Genomic DNA, 23,958 nt, shown 5'->3' on the forward strand with positions numbered 1-23,958 from the left:
CAATCGTTATGCGCGACGCACAAACGTGCGCCGCGCTGGCTGCCGCGAGCCGCTCGATGCCCCTCGAGCGGCCCTTCCAGTCTGACGAAACCCAGCGGCTCACGGCTTCTTGCGCGCCTGCAACGCCCGCACCCGCGTCAGCGCCTCGGTGTTGCTCACCGTGGAGTCGTACATCTTCGCCAGGTCGCCCTTCAGCGCGGTGCGCGAACCGTTGTCGAGATACACCATGTGCCCCGACGGGTAGAACCGCGCCGCAAGGTTCTGCCGCACCTGCGCGCTGACGAGCGGCATCTGCTGCAGATCCAGCACGGTCTGGTAGAACGGCGTCACGTAATCGTAGAAGCCGTTCGCCGACAGCACCTTCAGGTCGACGTTGAGCGCCATCACGGCCGCGAGGTCGCCCGCGGTGTAGAGGATCACGTTGCCTTTCGAATCGAGGCCCTTCTGCGCGCCGGTCGGGTCGATGTGGCTGAAGTCCCAGTACTTGAACGCCTGATCGTTGAGATCGGTGAACGACGAGTTCGACGTGTACTTCAGCTGCTCGTTGAGGTACGTGTTCCACATCGTCGTGTAGACGCCCGTCACCGCCGTCATCGTCGGATCGTTGCCGCCGGAGTTCGGGTCGATCTTGCCGGCGATGCCGGTGTCGATCGCGGTCACGCGGCCGTCGTACTCGCCAAGCGCAAGACCCTGCGATTTGAGCAGCGTGGTCAGGAACAGCGAATTGCCGCGGCTGTCGTACGCAGCGATGTCGAGGCTCCACGCGATCAGCGTCGTCTTGTCGATGCCGGTGTATTCGCTGAGCTTTTCCACCACCGCGTCGTCCGTGGTCGGGAACTTGCGCAGCGCGGCGAGATAGTCGGTGCGCGCGAACTGTGCGACTTCCTCGGCGAACGTGCCGAGGTCGGTGGGCGTGGGCGCGAGGCCGAGCTTCTTGTGGTACCACGCATCGGCGGCGGCCGTGGGCAGCGCGCCGACGGGGTTGCCCGCCTGCGTGTAGTCGAGAATCGACGACTGCAGCGTGACGCCGTTCAGGTCGATGCCGTCCTCGTGCAGCATGTACGCGAGCACGCAGCTGCGCGCCGTGCCGTACGATTCGCCATACAGAAACTTCGGCGAATTCCAGCGGTCGTTTTTTGTCAGGAAGCGCTTGATGAACTGCTTGATCGACGACGCGTCCTGATCGACGCCCCAGAACTTGCGGTTCGTGTTCGGCGCGATCGCGGCCGAATAGCCGGTGCCCACCGGGTTGATGAACACCAGGTCGCTGCGGTCGAGCAGGCTGTCCGGGTTATCTTCCATCGCGTACGGCGCGGGCGGCGTGAAGCCCGGCATCGAGGTCTTGATGCGGCGCGGCGCGAACGAGCCGAGCAGCACGAATACCGACGACGAACCCGGCCCGCCGTTATAGAAGAACGTGACCGGACGCGACTCTTCCTTCTGGTTGTCCTCCGTGAAGGCCACGTAGAACATTTTCGCGGACGGCTGCGAGCTGCTCGGGTCGACCGTGACGAGGTGGCCCGCGGTGGCCGTGTAGTTGATCTTGCGGCCGCCGATCACGCACGTGTGGTGGGTGATGGCCGCGGCTTCGGTGGCGTCCGTGACGGAATCGTCGGGACCGTTGCCGTACGCGGTGGGATCGAAGAAGGGCTCGTCCTTGCCCTGCTGCGCCGTCGTGCCGCCGTGGCTGACCGCCGCGGCGTGAAAGGCCGCGGGCGCGTGAGCACCGTGTGAATTGTGAAACGACTTCGAACTGCCGGTACCTGCTGCGGGATTCGTCATGATCGCTCCATCGGTGTTGTTGGCGGCGCACGGCCCTGACGGCAACGAGCCGGTACCGCTCGCGCAAGGCGCGCCGGTTGTGCCGGCACGCCGTCTGTCGACGACTATAGTGCCGCCGACACCTTCGCGCCATCGGGACTGCCAAGTCCGGTGCACGCATCCCAGCCGGACGCCGCGGCATAGCTGCCGTTGTTGCCCTGCGTGATGTCGTTGCAGACGCCCGATGCCGCATAAAGCTTCGCGTTGATGAAGCCGACCGACTGCCCCTTCGCCGCGTTGATGCGCGCGATCAGCGCCGCCCACAGCGGCGCCACCGCGCTCGTGCCGCCGACCACCGTCTGCTGGCCGTCGATCAGCACCGTGTAACCCGTTTCCGGCGACGCATCGGCCGCCACGTCCGGCACGCCGCGCTTCGTGAGCTTCGTCTTCCCGCCGCTGGTGAGCGCGGCCGACAGCCCTTCCTGCCACGCCGGCACCGCGAACGTGCCGCTGATGCCGCCGCCCGTCGCGCCGCCCTGCTCGCCGTCGTTCCACACCGTTTCGCGCGAGATCGACGCGCCCGACGCGTGCAGGTTCGTGCCGCCGCAGGCCAGCACATACGGGCTCGACGCCGGGAAATCGACGTGGTTCTGGCCATCCGTCGCGCCATCGGACGAGCCGCTGTCGCCCGCCGCGGCGCACACCGTGACGCCGAGCGTGGCGGCATCCTGCAGCGCCGCATTGAACGCCTGCAGCGACTGCGCGGGCCACGAGCTCTCCGGCGCGCCCCAGCTGATCGAGATCACCGACGGTTTGTTGGTCGTATCGTGCACCGCCTGGCTCACCGCGTCGACGAAACCGGCCTCGCCGTTCTGCGTGAAATAGACCGCGATCGTCGCGGCGGGCGCGATCGCGCCGACGATCTCGATGTCGAGCGTCACCTCGCCGTCCGGCCCGTTCGGGTCGCCGGTCGGCTGGTTCGAGCCCTGGTCGACGCTGACGGGCACCACCTTCGGCTCGCTCACGCCCAGCTGCGAGAAATACTGCTTCAGATCGGACGTGTTGTAGCCGCCGCCCAGTTCGACGATGCCGACGCACTGCCCTTTGCCGTCGCCGGCCGGGAACTGGTACAGCGACGCGAGTTGCACCGGCGTGTACGACACCTGCGCGGCCTGCGCGGCGCGCATCGGCGGACGGATGCGGAAGTGCGGTTGCGCCTGCGGCCGGTCGTCGAGACCGAGCACCGCGGTGACGGCGTCGTGAATGTCGTCCGGCACCTGCACGGGACCGGCGTGGGTGCGGTAGCGGCCCAGCTGATGATGCTCGAAGTGTTCGAGGCGCACGCCGAACGCGTCCTGGAACTGCGCGACCGTGCCGGACAGCACGACCGAGCGCGCGCCGGTATCCGAGCGCACAATCTTCAGCCCTTGCGCGTTCGCGAACGACTGCAGCTTCGCGACGTCTTCGGGCGCCGCGCCGAAGCGCTGCGCGAACGCCTCGCGCGACAGCGGCTTCGCGGCGGGGTCGCCCGCGCCGATCTGCTTCGCGAACGCCTGGAAACTCGCTTCGTCACGGCGGCGTAACATCACGACCACCTCGATGCTCTGGGCCGGATCGCACTGCCCCAGCGGTTTCGAACCCTGCGCCACGGCCCGCTCGCTACCAGCCAGTGGATGTTTCGTCATGGTGTCGACTCCTCTTGGCGGCCCGCGAAGGCCGCGCGTTGGATCCGGCGGGCATGCCTCGCGCATGCCGAAGTGCTCTCGAGTTTTCCTGGAAGCCGCGCCGGATCGTCGTTTCAGGACGTAAGCCATACCGTCCGACCGGATCCTTCGATCACAGTTCCAGGTTGCCGCGCAGTCAGCCGGATGGCCAGTCCGCGCAGGCGGAAAAATCGCCGATGCGGCGAGCATGGACATGCCGCGCAGTCAGCAGATGACCGCGCTATGATGGCGCGGCGGCCACGCTCGCGTGCCACATGCGCCGCGCGTCCTTCATGCGGAAGCGCGTGCGCGAACAAGGACACACAGGAAACCATCCCATGTCAATTTCGATGTTTCAGGCGTCGGTGCCGGTGCTCGTGCACGGTCTGACGAGCCTCAAGACGATCCTCGGCAAGGCCCAGGCCCACGCGGCCGAAAAGCAGGTCGACGAGCACGTGTTCACGGGCGCGCGCCTCTTCCCCGACATGCTGCCGCTCAACCGCCAGGTCCACATCGCGACGGATACCGCGAAGGGCTGCGCGGGGCGTCTCGCGCGCACCGAGATGCCGAAGTACGACGACACCGAAGTCACGTTCGACGAACTGATCGCCCGTATAGACAAAACGATTGGCTATCTGCAGGAATTCAAGGCGGAGCAGATCGACGGCTCGGAGGACGTGCCGATCTCGCTGAAGATGCGCAGCGGCCCGGTCGAGTTCACCGGGCAGAGCTATCTGCTGTCGTTCGCGCTGCCGAACTTCTTCTTCCACGTGACGACCGCGTACGACATCCTGCGTCATAACGGTGTCGACATCGGCAAGCTCGATTACCTGGGCGTGCGGCGCTAGGTTTTTTGTCGTTCAGCGCCGGCTGTCGCGCATGACTGACGACTGGCGTTTGACGACAGGCGGGGCGGTCGGATCGACTCGCCCTTCTGCGTGGCTTGAGGGCTTCGAGAGGATCGCTCGGCCACGCAGCGCGTACGCGTGACATCGCGCGTCGCGCGTGAACGTCGTTGTCGGAGTACGCGCGCGGGCTCGACCGTTAGTTGCGGTTGATGCGTTAAAAAAGCGGCGCGCTGCGGCCAACGGAAGCCACTGCGCGCCGGGGTCAGGTAATCGCGTTCATATCACCCTTCATGCCGCTGCTCGTGCCATCCCTCAGGCCACCCGCCTGCTGCGCCGGAACTGGTCGTACAGCACCGCGAGCAGCAGGATCGCGCCGCGGATCAGGTACTGGTAGAAGGTCGGCACGTTGAGCAGACTCATCGCGTCCTGCACCGCGCCCATGATCAGCACGCCGACCAGCACGCCGGAGATCGTCGCGACGCCGCCCGTCAGCGACACGCCGCCCAGCACGCACGCCGAGATCACGCCGAGCTCGAGCCCGACCGACGTTTTCGGATCGCCGAGGCTCATCCGCGACGCGAGCATCACGCCCGCGAAGCCGGTGACGAGTCCCTGCAGCACGAACACCGTGATCTTGATGCGCGTGACCGGCAGCCCCGCGAGCACCGCCGCCTCGCTGTTGCCGCCCACCGCCAGCACGTTCTTGCCGAACACGGTCTTGCGCAGCAGGAAGCCGAACAGCACGAAGCCGACGATGTTGCTCCAGATCGGATACGAGATGCCGAGGAACGCGCCGCCGCCGAGGTCGAAGAAGCGCTCTTCGGAGATCATCACCGCGTCGCCGTTCGACGTGAGGAACGCGAGGCCGCGCACCACTTCCATCATCGCGAGCGTGACGATCAGCGAATTGATCTTGTAGCGCGCCACCAGCACGCCGTTCACGAGTCCGACCGCGCCGCCCGCGAGCACGCCGACCGCGATGCCGAACAGCACGCTGTGCGTCGCGGTGATCACGGTCGATGCGACCACCCCGGAAAACGCGACGATCGACGCAACCGACAGGTCCACCTCGCCCAGCGCGAGCACGAACATCATCGTGACCGCGATCGAGCCGATCAGCGTGACCGACAGCAGCAGGCCCTGGATGTTGCGGGTCGTGAGGAAGTCCGGCACGGTGAACGACAGCACCGCGAACAGGATCACGAACACCATCACGATGCCCGAGCGGCTGATCAGATCCCACATGCGCGCCGCGCGCGCGGCCGCGCCGGGCTGCGTCTGGGCCTGGACCGCGGCGGGAGAGGTGGTCGGACGGCTGGTTGGAGATTCCATGATTTCTCTCGTTGCCAAGCCGCGCGCTTTGCGCGGCGTGTTTCGTCGATGCTTCACTTCATTCAGGTTGCGCAGGCGGATGTCGCCGTGCGCGAGAACGCCGCTCAGCGCGGCAGCGCAAGCTTGATCAGCTGATCGGGCGTGGCTTCGGCTTTCGGCAGATCGCCGACGATCTGCCCTTCCTTCATCACGAGCACGCGGTCCGCGACGCCGATCACCTCGGCCAGATCGCTCGACACGAGCAGCACCGTGCGCCCCGCTTCCGCGAGTTCGTACAGCAGGTTGTAGATTTCGGCGCGCGCGCCGACGTCGATGCCGCGCGTCGGTTCGTCCATCAGGAACACGTCGATCTGTTCCGCGAGCCAACGCGAAAGAATCACCTTCTGCTGGTTGCCGCCCGAGAGCGTGCCGATCGGCGTCTCGGTGTTGCGCGTCTTGATCGCGAGCTTCGCGATGTATTCGCTCGCAAGCGAACGTTCGCGGCGCGCATCGAGCAGGAAGCGCCACGGACTGAAATGGCGCCGCGCGCTGAGATTGAGGTTGTCCGCTACCGAAGCGATCGCGACGATACCTTCCGCCTTGCGATCTTCCGGACACAGCGCGAGCCCCGCGCGCACCGCGTCGCGCGGCGTGCCGAAGCGCACCGGCTTGCCGTTCAGCACGATCTCGCCCGAGGCCGGTTTCGCCGCGCCGTAGATCAGCTTCATCAGCTCCGAGCGCCCCGCGCCCACGAGCCCGAAGAAGCCGACGATCTCGCCCTTGCGCGCGGCGAACGACACCGGCGCCGCGAGCCCCGGCCCCGTCAGCTCGCGCACTTCGAGCTGCACGTCGCCGCCCTTGCGCGAACGGTAGCCGTAGACGTCCTGGATCGAGCGCCCCACCATGCACTGGATCAGCCGGTCGCGCTCCAGATCCGCGACCGATTCGAACGTCTCGATGCAGCGCCCGTCGCGAAACACGGTGACGCGGTCGCACAGCTCATAGACCTCGTCCATCCGGTGCGTGACGTAGACGATCGCGCGGCCTTCCGCGCGCAGCGCCTGGATGATCTTCATCAGTTGCTTCGTCTCGCGCGACGACAGCGAACTCGTCGGTTCGTCGAACGCGATCACGCGCGCATCGCGCATCAGCGCCTTGCCGATCTCGATCATCTGGCGCTGGCCGATCGACAGGTTCTTCACCTGCGCGTTCGGATCGATGCGCTCGCCGAGCCGCTCGAGCCCTGCCAGCGCCCGCGCGACCAGCGCGCGCTGGTCGAGCACGCCGAAGCGCGCCGGCATCTGCCCGAGCAGCAGATTCTCCGCGACCGTCAGCTCCGGCACGAGATGCAGCTCCTGGTAGATGATCGCGATGCCCGCATCGATCGCCGCCTTGGTGCCCGTGAAATGCTGCTCGACGCCGCCGATCCTGAGCGCGCCGGCCTGCGTCGTGTTGACGCCGGACAGCACCTTCAGCAACGTCGACTTGCCCGCACCGTTCTCGCCCATCAGGCCGTGCACCTCGCCCGCGCGCACGTCGAACGACACGCCGTCGAGCGCCAGCACGCCCGGAAACGCGACCGTGATCCCATCGAGCTCGAGATACGCGCGCCCCGCCTGCTGCGCGGGCCGCGCGTCGCTCACTACCGTTTCTGCCATGAGTATTGCCTCGTGCCGGTACAGCCTTAGATGCCCAGATCCGAGCGCACCTGCAGCCAGTTGTCGCGCGTCATCAGCTTGCCGGTGGTCTGCGTATCGGCCGGCGGCACCTTGCCTTTCTCGATCCAGTCGACGAGGTTCTCCGTGCTCTCGCGGCCGTGGTTCGTCGAGCTCACCGCGATCGTGCCGTAGAAGCCGGTCGGTTCCTTCTTCTGGAATTCGGCGAACGCTTCGCCCGCGCCGTTGATGCCGACGCCGATCACGTCGGCTGCCGGAATGTGCAGCTGTTCCGTTGCGCGCACGCCGCCCAGCACCGTCTCTTCGTTGAGCGCGTAGACGATCCACTTCTTGATGTTCGGATGCTTCGACAGCACCGGCGATGCCGCGTTGAAGCCGCCTTCGTCGTCGGTGGTCTTCTGCGGCGCGTCGAAGATGTTGTCCTTCTTGAAGCCGTTGGCCAGCAGCGTTTCGGTCGCGCCGTCGGTGCGCAGCTTCGCGGTCGGCAGTTCGTAGTCGGTGATGCGGATCGCGCCCACTTCTTCCGGCTTCCAGCCGCGCTTCTTCATTTCGTCGGAGATCGCCTGGCCCACCTGGTTGCCGATCTTGAACGCGGACATGCCGAGGTGCGGCACGCCTGCGAGCGGCTTGCCGGTCGAATCGACGAGCTGGTCGTCCACCGTCACGAACTTCATGTTGTAGCGCTTCGCGCGCGCCTGGATCGCCGGTCCGAGACGCACGTCCGGCGCGCAGATCACGAAGCCCTTCGCGCCTTGCGCGCCGAGGTTGTCGATCGCGCCGAGCACCTTCTCGCCGTCCGGCGTGCCGATGTTCACCACCGTGAAGCCGTCCTTCTTGCCGAGCGCGGTCGCCGCCTTCTGCTCGTTGATGAACCATGCCTGCTCGGGCATCTTCACGAGGAAGCCGACCTTGAGCGGTTCGTCCGCGTGTGCGGTCATCTGCATCGCGAACGGCGCCGCGAGGGTCGCGGCCAGAATCGCACTCAAGGTAGTGCGGCGAAGCTTGCTGGTCATACTCGTCTCCTGATGATTCGGGTCGTTACCGACCGCGCGTGTGGTTGGTGTTCGTGACTGGGAAAACGAAGGATGACGAAGTGTTCGTGTCCGTCAGAGACCGAACGCTTCGACCTCATGGCGCGCGCCGAGCAGGAATGCATCGGCGACGTGACGCAACGGGCGCACGTCGACGTCTTCCGCGCCATGCGCGATCAGCCAGTCGAAGCGCTCGTAGAGCGACGGATATTCGCGCTCGGCCGCGAGTTCGACCGCTTCGCCCGCGATCGACAGCCGCTTGCCGCCGCCCGAAATCTGCAGCAGGCCCGCGCCGGTGACGACGTCGATCTCCCACTGCTCGACCGGGCCATGCCGCCAGTCGAATTCGGCGCGCACCGGCACGCCCGCTTCGTCGATGAACGCGAGTTCGGCGGCGATCGGCGTCTGTGCGTCGGCGGGTACCCACAGCGTTGCGTCCTGCAACAGGATTTCGCGCGGCAGGATGCGCGTCACGATCGACAGCGCGTTGATGCCCGGATCGAACACGCCGAGGCCGCCTGGCTGCCAGATCCAGTCCTGACCCGGATGCCAGCGCCGCACGTCTTCTTTCCAGCGCACCGCGACCGATTCGATACGCTGCGTCGCGAGCCACTCGCGCGCGGGTTCGACCGCCGGCGCATGACGCGAATGCCACGTTGCGAACAGCGTGCGGTTCGCGTCGCGCGCCATCGTGCGCAGCACCTCGATTTCGCCGAGGTTCGCGGTGGGCGGCTTTTCGAGCATCACGTGCTTGCCGGCGGCGAGTGCCGCGCGTGCCTGTTCAAAGCGCACCTGCGGCGTTGCCGTGAGCGAGATCGCATCGAGTTCCGGCTCGACTGCCAGCAGCCGTTCGATGTCGGTGTAGTTGCGCACGCCGTTGACTTCGGCGTTGCGGCTCGCGCACGCAGTGAGCGCGAAACGCGGATTGGCGGCGATCGCCGGCAGATGCTGGTCGCGCGCGATCTTGCCGATGCCGACGAGGCCAAGCTTCAGTGAGTTGTTCATGGGACGAAGACGTGTGCGAGCTCAATGTCCCCAGCGCAGCGCGAGCGGATTCGCCTCGCGCGCGAGTTCGAGCAGTTCGGCACGCACGGCAGGCGCGAGCGGCTCGAGCGGATGACGCACGTGATCGCTCTTGATCACGCCGCCTTCCATCATCACGGTCTTGGTTGCGCGCAGACCGCACTGACGGTTCTCGTAATTGATCAGCGGCAGGATGCGCGCATAGCCGGCGCGCGCTTCGTCGCGGCGGCCTGCATGAAACGCGTCGAACACCGGGCGGATCAGATCGGGCAGCAGCGCGCTCGACATCACACCCGTCGCGCCCGCGTCGAGATCGGGCATCAGCGTAATCGCCTCCTCGCCGTCGAACGGCCCTTCGATCACGTCGCCGCCCGCGGCGATCAGCGCGCGCAGCTTCGCGGCCGTGCCCGGCATCTCGATCTTGAAGTAGCGCACCAGCGGCAGTTCACGCGCGAGACGCGTGAGGAACGGCACGCTCAGCGTGACGCCGGAGAGCGGTGCGTCCTGCACCATCACCGGAATGCCGGCCGCTTCGGACACGCGCGCGAAATGTTCGTACACGCCCTTCTCGTCGGCACGCAGCGATGCGCCGTGATACGGCGGCATCAGCATCACGATGCTCGCGCCCGCGTCCGCCGCGCGCTTCGCGCGATCGCTCGCGATCCGCGTGCTGAAGTGGCTGCACGTGACCATCACCGGCACGCGGCCGGCCGTGTGCTCGATGCACGCGTCCATCACCGCGTCGCGCTCGGCATCGGTCAGCAGGAACTGCTCGGAGTAGTTCGCGAGAATGCAGATGCCGTCGACCTGCTGGTCGACCATGCAATCGATCACGCGGCGCTGGCCGTCGAGATCGAGATCGCCCGTTTCGGTGAACGCCGTGGGCGCGACCGGGAACAGGCCGGAGAAAATTCGGGAAGCGTGATTCATTGGATCGGGTTTCCGCTGATCGAGGCTCGCAGCCGAGCCCGTTGGATGATTCAATAGTAATACTATCTCAGTCGTCATTGCGCGATTCCATTCGGGTTTTCCCGAAAATCCGTTTAAATAGTATTTCTTTTATGGATCTGCGGACGAACGTCAACGCGCCGCCCCACCGCGCGGCGTTCAAGGCCCCGTCATGCGTTTTTTATGTATCGAGCCCGTCCGCCACATCGCCCCGTTCGACGAGGCGCGCGAGACGCAGGATGTCGCTCAGACCGAAATCGCCCGGGTCCGGACGCGGCCGGCGATGATGCGCGGCGATCCGCGTCGCCAGATGCAGCGCTTCGGAGCGCTCGCGCAACAGAGCGCGCAGCGCGTCGGCGACGAGCTGCCGGTCGGCGGCGCCGCTCAGGTCGAGCGCGAGCCGTCGCGCCGTTCGTTCGGGGCTCACGTGGGTGCCCGACTGCGCGGCGCGCCCGGAGGCGCTGTCCGCTATGGAATGCTGTCGCATGTCATCACCTCGCCGGCATGGGGTGCACGTCGACAATCGCGCGCCACCCGGAAGCCGGTCTCACACCATCGACACGAGATCGGCCTTGCCCTCGGGCTCCGCGGGCGGCGGCCGTTTGCCGTCCGGCGGTTGCAGCTTCGCGTCGAGCCCCGTGCCGCCCGACTGCCGCCGCGCCGCATGCCGCTCGATGATCCGCTGCAGCAGGCAGAAGATGCACAGCAGCGCGCCGATCACGATGCGCGTCCACCACGAACTCAGCGTGCCGTCGAACGTGATCAGCGTCTGGATCGTGCCGAGAATGCCGACGCCGAACACCGAGCCGATCACATAGCCGACGCCGCCCGTCAAGAGCGTGCCGCCGATCACAGTCGCCGCGATCGCATCGAGCTCCATGCCCTGTGCCTGCAGGCCGTAACCCGACAGCACGTAGAGCGTGAACACCACGCCGCCGAGCGCCGAGCACAGGCCGCTCAACGCATACACCGCGACCTTCGTGCGCGCGACCGGCAAGCCCATCAGCAGCGCCGAGCGCTCGTTGCCGCCCACCGCATAGACGTTGCGGCCGAAGCGCGTGAAGTGCGCGACGTAGATCGCCACCGCGAGCGTGGCCAGCGCGATCAGCGCGCCCGAACTCAGCGAGCCGCCGCCGACCGGCACGCTGAACGCCGCGATCGCATGGAACACCGGCTCGTTGATCGTGATCGACTGCGTGGTGATCAGGAAGCACGCGCCGCGCGCGAGGAACATGCCGGCCAGCGTGACGATGAACGGCTGCAGCTTGAAGAAGTGGATCAGCGCGCCCATCGCCGCGCCGTACAGCGCGCCGAACGCGAGCACGAGCGGCACGATCACCCACACGGGCCAGTGCAGCCACTCCGCGCCGACCGCGCAGAAGATCGTCGTCAGCGCGACAACCGCGCCCACCGACAGATCGATGCCGCCCGATACGATCACGAAGGTCATGCCGATCGCGACGATCAAGAGGAAGCCGTTGTCGACGAGCAGCCCCGTCAGCACCTGCATCGAGAAGAAGCCCGTGTACATCACCGAGCCGAAACCGAACAGCACCGCGAACAGCACGACCGTGACGACGATCGGCAGCGTGCGAGGGTCGGCCAGCCGGCCGATCATTTTTCTCATGATGTCGTGGTCCCCGTGGTTGCGCCGTGCCGTGCCGGTGCAAAAAGCCGCAACACCTGCCGCACGAGGAACGCGCGCGCGGTGTCGGACTGGATCACGCTCACCACCAGCACGACGATCGCCTTCACGACGAGCGTCGCCTCCGGCGGCACGCCGATCGAATAGGTCGTATACGTCAATGTCTGGATGATCAGCGCGCCGAGCACCGTGCCCGCGAGACTGAAGCGGCCGCCCAGCAGCGACGTGCCGCCGAGCGTCACCGCAAGAATCGCGTCGAGTTCGAGCAGCAGGCCTGCGTTGTTGCCGTCCGCGCTGCGCACGTTCGAACTCGCGATCACACCCGCAACCGCCGACATCAGCCCGGAGAACACATACACGCTGAACACGATCGCGCCCGAGCGCAGACCGACCAGCCGCGTCGCGACCGGATTCACGCCGATCGAACGGATGAAGAGGCCGAGCGCGGTGCGGTTCATCAGCAACGCGGTGGCGGCCGTGACCGCGATCGCGATCCACACCGAGCACGGCACCGTGGCGAGATAACCGTCGCCCAGCCGCAGATAGCCGGGCGCGCCGATCGGGATGATCTGGCCGCCCGTCAGCAGCTGCGCGACGCCGCGCCCCGCCACCATCAGGATCAGCGTCGCGATGATCGGCTGCATGCCGACGAACGCAACCAGCACGCCGTTCCAGATGCCCGCGAGCACGCCGACCGCGAGCGCGGCTAGCACCGCCTCGCCGACCGCCGAAGGATCGTTCTGCAGCACGATCGCGGCCGCCGCGCCGGCAATCGCGACGATCGCGCCAACGGAAATGTCGATGCCGCGCGTCGCGATCACGAGCGTCATGCCAAGCGACACGATCACGAGCGGCGCGGCATGGTTCAGGATATCGATCGGCGCGCCGAACAGATGGCCGCCGAGCATCGTGATCGCGAGGAAGTTCGCTCGGTGCGCGATATCGAGCGCGAACAGCAGCACGAGCGTGAGCGCGGGCCAGACGAGCTGATGGCGAAACAGCGCCTGAATGCGCGTCATGACTGGCCTCCGGCGATGAGCTGATACACCTGGTCTTCCGACAGCGATTCGCCGGATACTTCGGCAACCTTACGACGGTCGCGCAGCACCGCGATGCGATGGCTCACGCGCACCACCTCGCTCACTTCCGACGAGATGAACAGGATCGCGAGCCCCTTCGCGCACAGCGCGAGCACGCGGTCCATGATGTCGAACTTCGCGGCGACGTCGATGCCGCGCGTGGGTTCGTCGAGAATCAAGAGCTTCGGTTCGGTCGCGAGCCAGCGCGCGAGCAGCACCTTCTGCTGGTTGCCGCCCGACAGCAGCCCGATCGGCTGCTCCGCGTCGCGCGCCTTGATGCCGAGGCGCGCGATGTAGTCGTCGGCGATCTCGCGCTGGCGCGCGCGGCTCAGCATGCGCCACCAGCCGCGCTGCGCCTGCAGCGCGAGCACGATGTTCTCGCGGATCGACAGCGCCGCGACGATGCCCTCCTTCTTGCGGTCTTCCGGGCAATACGCGATGCCGTGGCGCACCGCGTCGTGCGGCGAGCTGAGCTTCACGGTCGCGCCGTCCACCTGCATCGTGCCGGTGTCCGCACGCTCCGCGCCGAACACGAGCCGCGCGGTTTCGGTGCGCCCCGAGCCGAGCAGGCCGGCCAGGCCGAGAATCTGCCCCGGCCGCACGTCGAGATCGACCGGGTTCATCAGGCCGCGCCGGCCCACGCCCTGCATCGACAGGAACGGCGCGGCGCGCCGGTCCTCGCGCACGGCTTCGGACGCGCCGCCCTTCAGGCGTTCGCTCATGCGCTCGTGGCCCGTCATCTTCGAGACCAGCAGCTCGACCGGCAGGTCCTTCGCCAGATACTCGCCCTCGCGCTCGCCGTTGCGCATCACGGTGATACGGTCGGAGATCGCGTAGGTCTGCTCGAGAAAGTGCGTGACGAACAGGATCGCGATGCCCGACTCCTTCAGCTGCCGCAGCACCGCGAAAAGACGCGCGACTTCGCCGTCGTCGAGGCTCGACGTCGGTTCGTCGAGAATCAGCACGCGCGCGTCGACCGACACCGCGCGCGCGATCGCGACCATCTGCTGCACGGCGATCGGATATGAATCGAGCGAACGGGTGACGTCGAGGTAGATCTTGAGATTCGCGAGCGCTTCTTTGGCGCGCGTATGGATCGTCTTCCAGTCGATCGCGCCGCGCTTCATCGGCTGACGGCCCGCGAAGATGTTCTCCGCTACCGACAGGTTCGGGCACAGGTTCACTTCCTGGTAGAGCGTCTGGATGCCGGCGGCTTCCGCTTCGAGCGGCGCGGCGAAGCGCACTGGCGCGCCGGCCAGATGGATCTCGCCGGCGTCCTGTTCGATCACGCCGGTGAGCACGTTGATGAGCGTCGACTTGCCGGCACCGTTCTGCCCCATCAGCGTATGGACCTCGCCCGGGAAGAGCCGGAAGTTCACCTGCTGCAGCGCCTTGACGCCGGGGAAGGTCTTGTCGATGCCGATCGTTTCGAGAATGGGTGCGTCGGTCATAGGCAGAGCGGGACGCGAAGGCCGTCCGTGAAAGTCGTTCAGACAAAGCGCGACCCGGCGTCACGCGCCGGATCGCGCCGCTACTTCGAGCGTCGGTTACGCTATCCGATTAGTACTTGCGGGTCGGCAGCACCTGCGCCGCGACGTTCATCGGGAACACGGTTTCGTTCGTCACGATGCGCTTCGGCAGCTGCTTGCCGGCCACGACGTCCTTCACCGCGCTCATCAGCTGCGGCCCGAGCAGCGGGCTGCACTCCACGTCGACATTGATCTTGCCCGCCACCATCGCCTGGAAGCCGCCCTTCGTCGCATCGAACGACACGACGCTCACGTCCGTGCCGGGCTTGATGCCCGCTTCTTCCATCGCCTGGATCGCGCCGAGCGCCATGTCGTCGTTATGCGCGTAGACCACGTTGATCTGCTTGCCGTAGGTCTTCGCGAACGCTTCCATCACCTGCTTGCCGCCGGCCAGCGTGAAGTCGCCGCTCTGCGACGCGATGATCTTGAACTTCGGATCATTCTTGATCACTTCCATCAGACCCGAGTGACGGTCGTTGGCCGGTGCGGAACCGACCGTGCCCTGCAGTTCGACGATGTTGATCGGGCCTTTGTCGTTCTTGTAGCGCTCTTCGAGCCAGCGGCCGGCGCGGCGGCCTTCTTCCAGGAAGTCCGAGCCGATCATCGTGGTGTACAGCGACGTGTCCTTCACGTCGATCGCGCGGTCGGTCAGGATCACCGGAATGTGCGCGGCCTTCGCCTCGGTCAGCACCGGCTCCCAGCCGGACTCGACGACCGGCGAGAACGCGATCACGTCCACCTTCTGCGCGATGAACGAGCGGATCGCCTTGATCTGGTTTTCCTGCTTCTGCTGCGCGTCCGAAAACTTCAGGTTGATGCCCGCGTCCTTCGCGGCGGCTTTCACCGATACGGTGTTGGCCGTGCGCCAGGCGCTCTCGGCGCCGACCTGCGAGAAGCCGAGCGTGATCTGCTTGTCCTGCGCCGATGCGTTGAAGCTCGCGCCCAACGTCAGCGCCGTGCCGAGCAGCGCGCCGAGCGCCAGTCTTCTGGTGAGTCTCATGTTTACGTCTCCGATTGTCGTTGGCTTTTTTTTCCCGGCGCCGTACTGCGCGCGATGACGTCCACGACTCAACGCGTGACCCCCTCGCCAGCGCCACCTGTCACAGCACACCCACTTAATAGCCAAACTATATGTGTCGGATCCTGGGCTTTCGATTAGCGTTTTCCCCACCCCACATCCCTCAATAGTCATGCTATTTATAGTAGGAGACGTCGTACACTGTTAAGATTGCTGCTTCTGGCAAGTAATTTTCTGGAAACGGCGGGACCCAGGCTTTCGGAAAGGTTTGTCTGTAGCCGCGGGCTCACGTTTCACCCAGTTCGACTTATAGTCTTACTATTTAATCGTAGCTTACTTAACTCATGACCGACAGACAGCGCAAGTTACGCTCCGCCGAATGGTTCGGCACCGCGGACAAGAACGGCTTCATGTACCGGAGCTGGATGAAGAACCAGGGCATCCCGGATCACGAATTCCAGGGCAAGCCGATCATCGGCATCTGCAACACGTGGTCGGAGCTGACGCCGTGCAACGCGCACTTCCGCAAGCTCGCCGAACACGTGAAGCACGGGGTGCTCGAGGCGGGCGGCTTCCCCGTCGAGTTCCCGGTGTTCTCCAACGGCGAATCGAACCTGCGGCCCACCGCGATGTTCACGCGCAATCTTGCGTCGATGGACGTCGAAGAAGCGATCCGCGGCAATCCGGTCGACGCCGTCGTGCTGCTGACCGGCTGCGACAAGACCACGCCGGCGCTCTTGATGGGCGCCGCGAGCTGCGACGTGCCGGCGATCGTCGTGACCGGCGGGCCGATGCTCAACGGCAAGCACCACGGCCGCGACATCGGCTCCGGCACGATCGTGTGGCAGCTCTCCGAGCAGGTGAAGGCGGGCAAGATCTCGCTGCACGAATTCATGTCGGCGGAAGCCGGCATGTCGCGCTCGGCGGGCACCTGCAACACGATGGGCACCGCATCGACGATGGCGTGCATGGCGGAATCGCTCGGCGTATCGCTGCCGCACAACGCGGCGATCCCCGCCGTCGACGCGCGCCGCTACGTGCTCGCGCACATGTCCGGCATGCGCATCGTCGAGATGGCGCTCGACGACCTGCGGCTGTCGAAGCTGCTCACGCGCGAAGCGTTCGAAAACGCGATCCGCGTGAACGCGGCGATCGGCGGCTCGACCAATGCGGCGATCCATCTGAAGGCGATCGCGGGCCGCATCGGCGTGCCGCTCGAACTCGACGACTGGACACGCATCGGCCGCGGCACGCCGACGCTCGTCGATCTGCAGCCGTCGGGCCGCTTCCTAATGGAGGAGTTCTATTACGCGGGCGGTCTGCCCGCGGTGATCCGGCGGCTCGGCGAAGCGAACCTGCTGCCGCATCCGGATGCGCTGACGGCGAACGGCCGCACGCTGTGGGATAACTGCCAGGACGCGCCGCTCTACGACGAAGAGGTGATCCGTCCGCTCGACAAGCCGCTCGTCGACGACGGCGGCCTCTGCGTGCTGCGCGGCAATCTCGCGCCGAACGGCGCGGTGCTGAAGCCCTCGGCGGCAACGCCGGAACTGCTCGTGCATCGCGGCCGCGCGGTCGTGTTCGAGAACTTCGAGGACTACAAGGCGCGCATCGCCGACCCCGAGCTCGACGTCAGCAAGGATTCCATCCTCGTGATGAAGAACTGCGGACCGAAGGGTTACCCAGGCATGGCGGAAGTCGGCAACATGGGGCTGCCGCCGAAGCTGCTCGCGGAAGGCGTGACCGACATGGTGCGAATCTCGGATGCGCGGATGAGCGGCACCGCATACGGCACGGTCGTGCTGCACGTCGCACCGGAAGCGCGCGCGGGCGGACCGCTCGCGGTCGTGCGCAATGGCGACTGGATCGAGCTCGACTGCAACGCGGGCCGCCTGCAGCTCGACATTCCCGACGCAGAACTCGAAGCGCGTCTCTCACAATGGCACGAATCGCAGAAGAAGGAGCCGCTCGGCGCGGGCGGCGGCTACAAGAGTCTCTACGTCGAACACGTGCTGCAGGCCGATCAGGGTTGCGACTTCGACTTCCTCGTTGGATGCCGCGGCGCGGAGGTGCCGAGGCACTCGCATTGAACGGTGTGCGCTGCGCGGTGTGCGGTTGACACTGCGCAACGCACACGCGCACAAGCACGCGCATCGACCGTGGCGCGCGATGAACGCGTCTCGCGTACCAAGCACTACCAACACATCTCCCTGCATTCCGCCTGCCCTCCTGACACACGCGTGACACGTTCACGCGTCCCGTCGCATCGCTCCCCTCGCCTTTTCTCCACGCCTTCGCATCGACATGCGAAGGTCTTCGGGTTTACACGCAGCATGCTTCGCTCAAGCCGGCTTCCGCGCGCGCCGATATATGTACTATCTGGTTAACCTCGCGAAGGCCCCGCATGAAGCTGTCGACCAAACTGCTCGTACTCGTCATCGCCGCGTTGCTCGGCGTCGTCGCACTCGCCGCCACCGCGCTGCATACGTTACGCGGCGCGCTCGTCGATTCGCGGCGCGAGGAAGTGGTGATCCTGCTGGAAAAAGCCGAACATCTGATCGATTCGTATCACCAGCTGGAACTCGCCGGTACGCTCACGCGCGACCAGGCGCAGCAGCAGGCGAAAGCGGCGCTCGCACAACTGAACGCGAACGCGAAGAGCTACTACTGGGTCACGACGTCGGACGGCATCAATCTCGTGCATCCGAACGCGAAATTCATCGGTACGAAGGCGAAGGGCAATCGCACCACGACCGGCCTCACCGATAGCGAAGCGTACCGGCAAGGCATGGCGCAGGCGCATTTCGCGCTCGTCGACGTGCTGATCAAGCGCAGCCCCGACGCGCCGGTCGAACCGAAGCTGCAGGGCGTGGTCGGCGTGCCGTACTGGGACTGGTGGGTCGGCACCGGCTTCTGGTACGACGACATCAACGCGAGCTTCGCGAAACTGGCGACGATGCTTGGCGCGATCGCACTCGTGATTGGAGTCGTGGTCGCCGCGATCGCGTGGGCGGTGCTGCGCAGCGTGCGACGCACGCTCGGCGGCGAACCGGCTTACGCAACGCACATTGCGCGGGAAATCGCGAGCGGCAATCTCGCCGTGCAGTTCGACGCGGGCGACAACGCGAGCGGCAGCCTGCTCGCGGCGCTCGGCGACATGAAGGCGCGCCTCGCCGCGATGATCGCGGAAATCCAGTCGGCGAGCCAGTCGATCGCGCTCGGTTCCGGCGAGATCGCGCAGGGCAATCTCGACCTGTCGCAGCGCACCGAGGAACAGGCTGCGTCGCTGCAGGAAACCGCGGCGAGCATGGAGCAGATCACCGCGACCGTGAAGCAGAACGCCGATCACGCGCACAACGCGAACGCGCTCGTCGTCACCGCGAGCGAAGCGACCGGACGCGGCGCAAGCGCGGTGCAGCAGGTGGTCGACACGATGCAGCAGATCACCACGGAATCCAGCAAGATCGCCGACATCACGACCGTGATCGAAAGCATCGCATTCCAGACCAATATTCTCGCGCTGAACGCGGCCGTCGAAGCGGCGCGAGCCGGCGAGGAAGGCCGCGGGTTCGCGGTGGTGGCCGCAGAGGTCCGCTCGCTCGCGCAGCGCAGCGGCGCTGCGGCGAAGGACATCAAGGAATTGATCCAGCGCTCGGCCGAACGCGTCGGCGACGGCAACCGGCTCGTCGAAGTCGCGGGCGAACGGATGACCGACATCGAGCGTTCGATCCGCCAGGTCGCGGGCATCATGGGCGAAATCGCCGCCGCGTCGGTGGAACAGAGCACCGGCATCGAACAGGTGAGCCGCGCCGTCACGCAGATGGACGAAGTGACGCAGCAGAACGCGGCGCTCGTCGAAGAAGCGGCGGCCGCGTCGTCGTCGCTGGACGAGCAGGCGCAGCGGCTGCGCTCGGCGGTTTCAGTGTTCCGGCTTGTCTGAAGAAGCGGCGGCGCGGACGCGAAACGGCGCGACGTAGCAACCGCTCGAAGCACAGCGCCCGCGCCACCCTCAGGAGAGCGCCGCCCTTCCCGGCAGCCGCACCGGCACGCGCACCTTGATCACGGTGCCGTTGCCGCGCGCGCTGCCGACGACGATCTCGCCGCCCAGCATCATCACGCGTTCCTTCATGCCGGCGAGTCCGAACGAATTGCGCCGGATCGCGTCGGGATCGAAGCCGCGGCCGTCGTCGCGCACTTCGAGCACGCAGTCGTCGCCGCTCTGGCGCAGTTCCACTGCCACTTCATGCGCGCCCGCATGCCGCGCGACATTGGTAAGCGCTTCCTGAACGATGCGAAAGAGCGCGATGGCGCGGTCCTCGTCGAGCTCGATGCCGTCCGGCGGCACGTGCAGGCGGCACACCGCGCCGCTGTCGCGCGAAAATTCGTCGGCGAGCCATTCGAGCGCGGCGACGATGCCCGCATCGATCGCAGTGGGCCGCAACGAAGTCACGACGTCGCGCACCACCTGAATGGTCCGGTCCGTCACCGACAGCATTTTCTGCACGTGTTCGATCAGCTCCGGGTTGTCGCGCGCGAACACGATGCGCAGCGTCGACACGCCCATGCGCAGCGCGGTGAGCTGCTGGCCAAGCTCGTCGTGCATCTCGCGCGCAATGCGCTTGCGTTCCTCTTCGCGCGCCGTCTCGCGCCGCGACGTCAGCTCGCGCAGCATCTCGTACGATTCGCGCAGCCGATACTCCGCTTCCTTGCGCTCCGAGATATCGCGCCAGACCGTCAGCACGCTCTGGATCGAACCGTCGGCGCTGAATTCCGGCACCGCGTGCACGTACCAGCAGCGCTCCTTGAAGCCGTCGTCCCAGCTCAGCTCGAACTTGGTCGGCGCACCGGTTCGCATCACGTCGCGCAGCAGGATCTTGAGCTGTGCGGCCACCTGCGGCGCGCCGCGCCGGTCGCCCGCCGGCTTGCCGATCATCTCGTCGGCGCTCATGCGCGTGATCCGTTCGAACTCCGGATTGACGTAGGTCCGCGTGCACGCCAGGTCGTAGCGGATGATCGGGTCCGGCGCGTTCTCCGCCAGCGTGCGGAACGCGCGCTCGCTGTCGCGCAGCGCCTGCTCGGCCAGCCGCAGCGGTGTGATGTCGCGCGCGACGCCGAGCACGCTGACCACGCGCCCTTCAGGATCCTTCTCCGGAATGTGCCGGACCTCGAACACGCGCTCGCCGTCCACCGTCATCCAGCGCACTTCCTCGCCGTTCGGTTCGCCCTCCGCGAACGCGCGCCGGATGCCTTCCTCGAGCAGCAGGTTCTTGCCGATGTCGTCCGATGGCGAGATCTCGCTCGGCCGCCTGCCGATGAACGCTTGCCACGGCGCGCCGATCACGCGCATCACGGCGGGATTCACGTAGGTGAAGCGGCAGTCGCGGTCGAAGCGGCAGATGAAGTCGGGGAAGTTTTCGGCGAGCGTGCGGAACAGCTGTTCGCTGCGCTTCAGTTCGTCGATGTCGCGGTAGATTGCCAGCACGCTCGCGACGCGGCCGTCGGCGCCGAACTCCGGCACCACGCGCAGATGGCCCCAGCGCAGACGTCCGCCCGCATCGACGAGCGCCATTTCCTCGATCGCCTGGGTGCCGGTCTGCGCGACCGAGCGCAGCAGGTCCATGTACGCGGACACGTCGACGAAATACGACAGTTCGGCGGGCGTCTTGCCGAGCAGTTCGTCCGCCGTGCACTCCATCAGCGACAGCAGCGCGGGGTTCGCGAAAATGCGGCGGAAGTTCAGATCGTAGCGGGCGATGTAGTCCGGCGAATGTTCGACGACCGCGCGAAACGCCTGCTCGCTCGCGTGCGGCCGCGGCGGGTCGCGTTCGGCGGCCGCATGCCGCAGCGCGTCGAGCTCCCGCTCCAGCGCCTCGATCCGTCGTTCGAGCGCTTGCCGGGTGGTGCTAGCCATCTCGTCACGCTCGAACGCGCTCATGTTCCGCCTGTCGTGATGCCGGGACGGCGCTTGCGCGCCTGCATCGAATCCCGCCGGTACCGGCGGATTTCCTGACGCATCGCGCGGCGCGCTGCGCCCCGAAATGCTCGGCCAAGTGTAAGCGGAATGCCGTGTCATGTCTGCCCGGGACCGACCCGCGGACAGCGCGCGTCATGCGCCGCGACCGACGCCGTGCGGCGAGCGACGCCAGCTGCGGCGGTGCTCCGCGCGCTTCGTGCTGCGAATCATCGGTTTGCTTCAGGCAAGCATCGTGCAAGATGCTGTATGAATCGCGGGCCCAACTTCAGGAAATCCTGACCTCTGACAGTTTCGAATCCTGACGACCTGCATCGAGCCTGCAACAGGCCGACAGTAGACCGACAGCAAGCCATCCGATCGCGGACGGCAACCGGCAACACCCGCCTGACCGTGGCATAGTGGGCGCCCGGGCCGATCGCGGCCAGGCCACCTTGGAGCAGAGATGACAGACGAAGAGGCACGCGCGGAAGAAGCGCGCGCGATGGAACGCGTGCTCGACGCGACGAAGCGGGTCCAGACGGCGTTCACGTCGCTGCAGTCGCAGTTTCCGCCGGAGGGCGCCGGCAAGCCGTCGCAGTTCGCGCTGACGACCTTCGACGCCGCGCTGCAGGAGCTCGAAGACGCGCAGGCCGCGTTCGACGAAATGCTCGGCGATCTGCTCGACGGCAACCGTTGAGCGTGTTACCGGAAGGCGAGCTGCGCGCTCGTGGCGGAAGGCGCTGCGCCGCTCGCGGCGAATGCCGCGTGGCCGCGAGCGCATCGCTGGCGCTCGCGTTTCGCCGCGCGGCTCGTGGGCGCCGCGCGCGCTAGACCGTTAGTTGCTGTTTCCAGGAAAAAATTCGCTTGCCGCCTGGCCCGCGATTCAGCGAGCCAGGCGGCAAGCCACGTCGCGCAACGTCATGACCGCCGCGTCAAAGCACCTTGCCCGGATTCAGCATGCCGGACGGATCGAGCGCCGTCTTTATCCGGCGCATCAGGTCGATCTCCGCCGCGCTGCGCGAGTGGCCGAGCCAGGGCCGCTTCAGTTGCCCGATCCCGTGCTCCGCGGAAATCGATCCGCCCAGTTCGCGCACCATGCCGTACACCACAGCGTCCACTGCTGCTTCGCCGTGTGCCGGCAGATCCGCGAGCGATACGCCCAGGTGCACGTTGCTGTCGCCGATATGGCCGAAGAACAGGCTCACCGCGTGCGGCCAGCGTTGCGCGAGCGCGGCGCGGCAGCGCTCGGCGAACACGCCGATCTGCCCCACCGGCAGACTCACGTCGAAGTTGATCAGATGCGGTAGCGTATCGATCGCGAGACCTTCGCGCAGCGTCCACATGTTGGCGGCCTGGCGTGCCGAGGTAGCGAGCGCCGCATCGTCGATCAGACCGTCCTCGAGACAACCGGCGAGGCAGGCCTCGAGCGCGGCCTGCGCGTCCGCCGCGCCGTGCGCGTCACCTTGCGCTGAAACCTTCGCGCCGGCAGCAAACGCACACTCGACCAGCACGACGAAGCCGTCGTCGGCCGCGAGCGGCGCCGTCACGCCGGGCGTGTGCGCGGTGACGAACCCGTAGAACTCCGGCCACATCGCCTCGAAGCTCACGACCGACGGCAACCCCGCGCGGACCCGGTCCCACAGCTTCACGACGGCGTCGTAACTGGCCGCGCGGCACAGCGCGGTCGCCGGCGCCGCGAGCTTCGGATGCAGCCGGAGCACCGCGCGCGTGATCACGCCGAGCGTGCCTTCGCTGCCGATGAACAGCTGCTTCCAGTCGTAGCCGGCGTTGTTCTTCAGCATCCGGTTCAGCGACGTGACGACCGTGCCGTCCGCCAGCACGGCCTCGAGACCGAGCACCTGCTCGCGCATCAGTCCGTAGCGGATCGCGCGGGTACCGCCGGCGTTCGTCGCGATGTTGCCGCCGATCTGGCACGAGCCGCGCGCGCCCAGATCGACGCCGAGCGCGAAGCCCGCGGCGTCGGCCGCTTCCTGCGCCGTTTGCAGCGGGGTGCCGGCGCGCACGGTCATGGTGGCGGCCGCGGGGTCGATCTCCTCGATGCCGGCGAAACGCTCCATCGACAGCACGACCTCCCCGCCGCGCGCAACGCCGCCGCGCGCGAGCCCGGTGCGGCCACCCTGCGGCACGACGGGCTGCGCGAGCCGCGCGCAAAGCGCGAGCGTGCGCGACACGTCGTCCACCGTACGCGGCCGCACCAGCGCACGCGGGCGCACCCCCGGCGCTTCGTTCCACGCCGTGTAGTGGCGCGCGTCGATCGCGTCGCCGACGCTCACGAGGTCGTCGCCCAGTTCGCGTTGCAACGCCGCCGCCACCATCGCGTCGCGCTCCGGCGGGCCGGCTCCGTCAGGTTGCTGCGTGCCGGAAGCTGGCTGGCCGTGCGCCGCCGTCGGTTCCTGCTCCATCGCGCGCGCC

18 protein-coding genes are annotated in these 23,958 nt (G+C 66.8%); 4 read left to right on the forward strand and 14 right to left on the reverse strand.

Annotated features, from left to right (window positions below; translation table 11 throughout):
* Nucleotides 1-99 precede the first annotated feature (99 nt).
* Both DVS29_RS22175 and DVS29_RS22180 read right to left on the reverse strand, forming a co-directional pair.
* Entirely contained in the window at nt 100-1,782 is a 1,683-nt protein-coding gene (locus DVS29_RS22175) for a S10 family peptidase (protein WP_118182650.1), read from the reverse strand.
* Nucleotides 1,783-1,886: 104 nt separating this feature from the next.
* Nucleotides 1,887-3,446 carry a S53 family peptidase gene (locus tag DVS29_RS22180; RefSeq protein ID WP_118182651.1) on the reverse strand — a complete coding sequence of 520 codons (1,560 nt, stop codon included), beginning with the start codon at nt 3,444-3,446 and terminating at the stop codon, nt 1,887-1,889.
* Nucleotides 3,447-3,802: 356 nt separating this feature from the next.
* Here DVS29_RS22180 and DVS29_RS22185 point away from each other — a divergent pair, with 356 nt between their 5' ends.
* A complete protein-coding gene (locus DVS29_RS22185; protein WP_118182652.1) occupies nt 3,803-4,312 on the forward strand; it encodes a DUF1993 domain-containing protein in 510 nt (169 codons plus the stop codon).
* Nucleotides 4,313-4,624: 312 nt separating this feature from the next.
* Here DVS29_RS22185 and araH read toward each other — a convergent pair whose 3' ends face one another.
* The 10 genes from araH to DVS29_RS22235 form a co-directional block, all read right to left on the reverse strand.
* The gene (gene araH, locus DVS29_RS22190; protein WP_118182653.1) at nt 4,625-5,644 is read right to left on the reverse strand and encodes an L-arabinose ABC transporter permease AraH; all 1,020 of its coding nucleotides are present in this window, start codon (nt 5,642-5,644) and stop codon (nt 4,625-4,627) included.
* 104 nt (nt 5,645-5,748) lie between these two features.
* Complete coding sequence (gene araG, locus DVS29_RS22195) at nt 5,749-7,281, reverse strand: L-arabinose ABC transporter ATP-binding protein AraG (RefSeq protein WP_118182654.1); 1,533 nt, start codon at nt 7,279-7,281, stop codon at nt 5,749-5,751.
* A 26-nt stretch (nt 7,282-7,307) separates the two neighbouring features.
* Complete coding sequence (locus DVS29_RS22200) at nt 7,308-8,312, reverse strand: arabinose ABC transporter substrate-binding protein (protein WP_118182655.1); 1,005 nt, start codon at nt 8,310-8,312, stop codon at nt 7,308-7,310.
* Between the two features lie 93 nt (nt 8,313-8,405).
* The gene (locus DVS29_RS22205) at nt 8,406-9,335 is read right to left on the reverse strand and encodes a Gfo/Idh/MocA family protein (protein WP_118182656.1); all 930 of its coding nucleotides are present in this window, start codon (nt 9,333-9,335) and stop codon (nt 8,406-8,408) included.
* Nucleotides 9,336-9,356: 21 nt separating this feature from the next.
* A complete protein-coding gene (locus DVS29_RS22210) occupies nt 9,357-10,283 on the reverse strand; it encodes a dihydrodipicolinate synthase family protein (protein ID WP_118182657.1) in 927 nt (308 codons plus the stop codon).
* 199 nt (nt 10,284-10,482) lie between these two features.
* Complete coding sequence (locus DVS29_RS22215; RefSeq protein WP_240655735.1) at nt 10,483-10,788, reverse strand: hypothetical protein; 306 nt, start codon at nt 10,786-10,788, stop codon at nt 10,483-10,485.
* A 60-nt stretch (nt 10,789-10,848) separates the two neighbouring features.
* Entirely contained in the window at nt 10,849-11,928 is a 1,080-nt protein-coding gene (gene yjfF / locus DVS29_RS22220; RefSeq protein ID WP_118182658.1) for a galactofuranose ABC transporter, permease protein YjfF, read from the reverse strand.
* Nucleotides 11,925-12,965, reverse strand: a complete 1,041-nt coding sequence (locus DVS29_RS22225) for an ABC transporter permease (RefSeq protein WP_118182659.1) — start codon at nt 12,963-12,965, stop codon at nt 11,925-11,927. Before DVS29_RS22225 ends, yjfF begins: the two co-directional genes overlap by 4 nt.
* A complete protein-coding gene (locus tag DVS29_RS22230; RefSeq protein ID WP_118182660.1) occupies nt 12,962-14,476 on the reverse strand; it encodes a sugar ABC transporter ATP-binding protein in 1,515 nt (504 codons plus the stop codon). Before DVS29_RS22230 ends, DVS29_RS22225 begins: the two co-directional genes overlap by 4 nt.
* A gap of 109 nt (nt 14,477-14,585) precedes the next feature.
* Nucleotides 14,586-15,554 carry an ABC transporter substrate-binding protein gene (locus DVS29_RS22235; protein ID WP_118182661.1) on the reverse strand — a complete coding sequence of 323 codons (969 nt, stop codon included), beginning with the start codon at nt 15,552-15,554 and terminating at the stop codon, nt 14,586-14,588.
* 362 nt (nt 15,555-15,916) lie between these two features.
* Here DVS29_RS22235 and DVS29_RS22240 point away from each other — a divergent pair, with 362 nt between their 5' ends.
* Nucleotides 15,917-17,662: an IlvD/Edd family dehydratase gene (locus DVS29_RS22240; RefSeq protein ID WP_118182662.1), complete on the forward strand. Its 1,746-nt coding sequence runs from the start codon at nt 15,917-15,919 to the stop codon at nt 17,660-17,662.
* Nucleotides 17,663-17,976: 314 nt separating this feature from the next.
* Nucleotides 17,977-19,512, forward strand: coding sequence for a methyl-accepting chemotaxis protein (locus DVS29_RS22245; RefSeq protein WP_118182663.1), 1,536 nt, complete (start codon nt 17,977-17,979; stop codon nt 19,510-19,512).
* A gap of 69 nt (nt 19,513-19,581) precedes the next feature.
* Here DVS29_RS22245 and DVS29_RS22250 read toward each other — a convergent pair whose 3' ends face one another.
* On the reverse strand, nt 19,582-21,483 hold the full coding sequence (locus DVS29_RS22250; RefSeq protein WP_240655736.1) for a sensor histidine kinase: 1,902 nt from the start codon (nt 21,481-21,483) through the stop codon (nt 19,582-19,584).
* A 505-nt stretch (nt 21,484-21,988) separates the two neighbouring features.
* Here DVS29_RS22250 and DVS29_RS22255 point away from each other — a divergent pair.
* Nucleotides 21,989-22,222, forward strand: a complete 234-nt coding sequence (locus DVS29_RS22255) for a hypothetical protein (RefSeq protein WP_118182665.1) — start codon at nt 21,989-21,991, stop codon at nt 22,220-22,222.
* A gap of 235 nt (nt 22,223-22,457) precedes the next feature.
* On the opposite strand, the gene DVS29_RS22260 is transcribed toward DVS29_RS22255, so the two are convergent.
* On the reverse strand, nt 22,458-23,948 hold the full coding sequence (locus DVS29_RS22260; protein WP_118182735.1) for an FAD-binding oxidoreductase: 1,491 nt from the start codon (nt 23,946-23,948) through the stop codon (nt 22,458-22,460).
* Nucleotides 23,949-23,958: the final 10 nt, after the last annotated feature.

The organism is Paraburkholderia phosphatilytica, assembly GCF_003443895.1.
GTDB classification, from domain to species: Bacteria; Pseudomonadota; Gammaproteobacteria; order Burkholderiales; family Burkholderiaceae; genus Paraburkholderia; species Paraburkholderia phosphatilytica.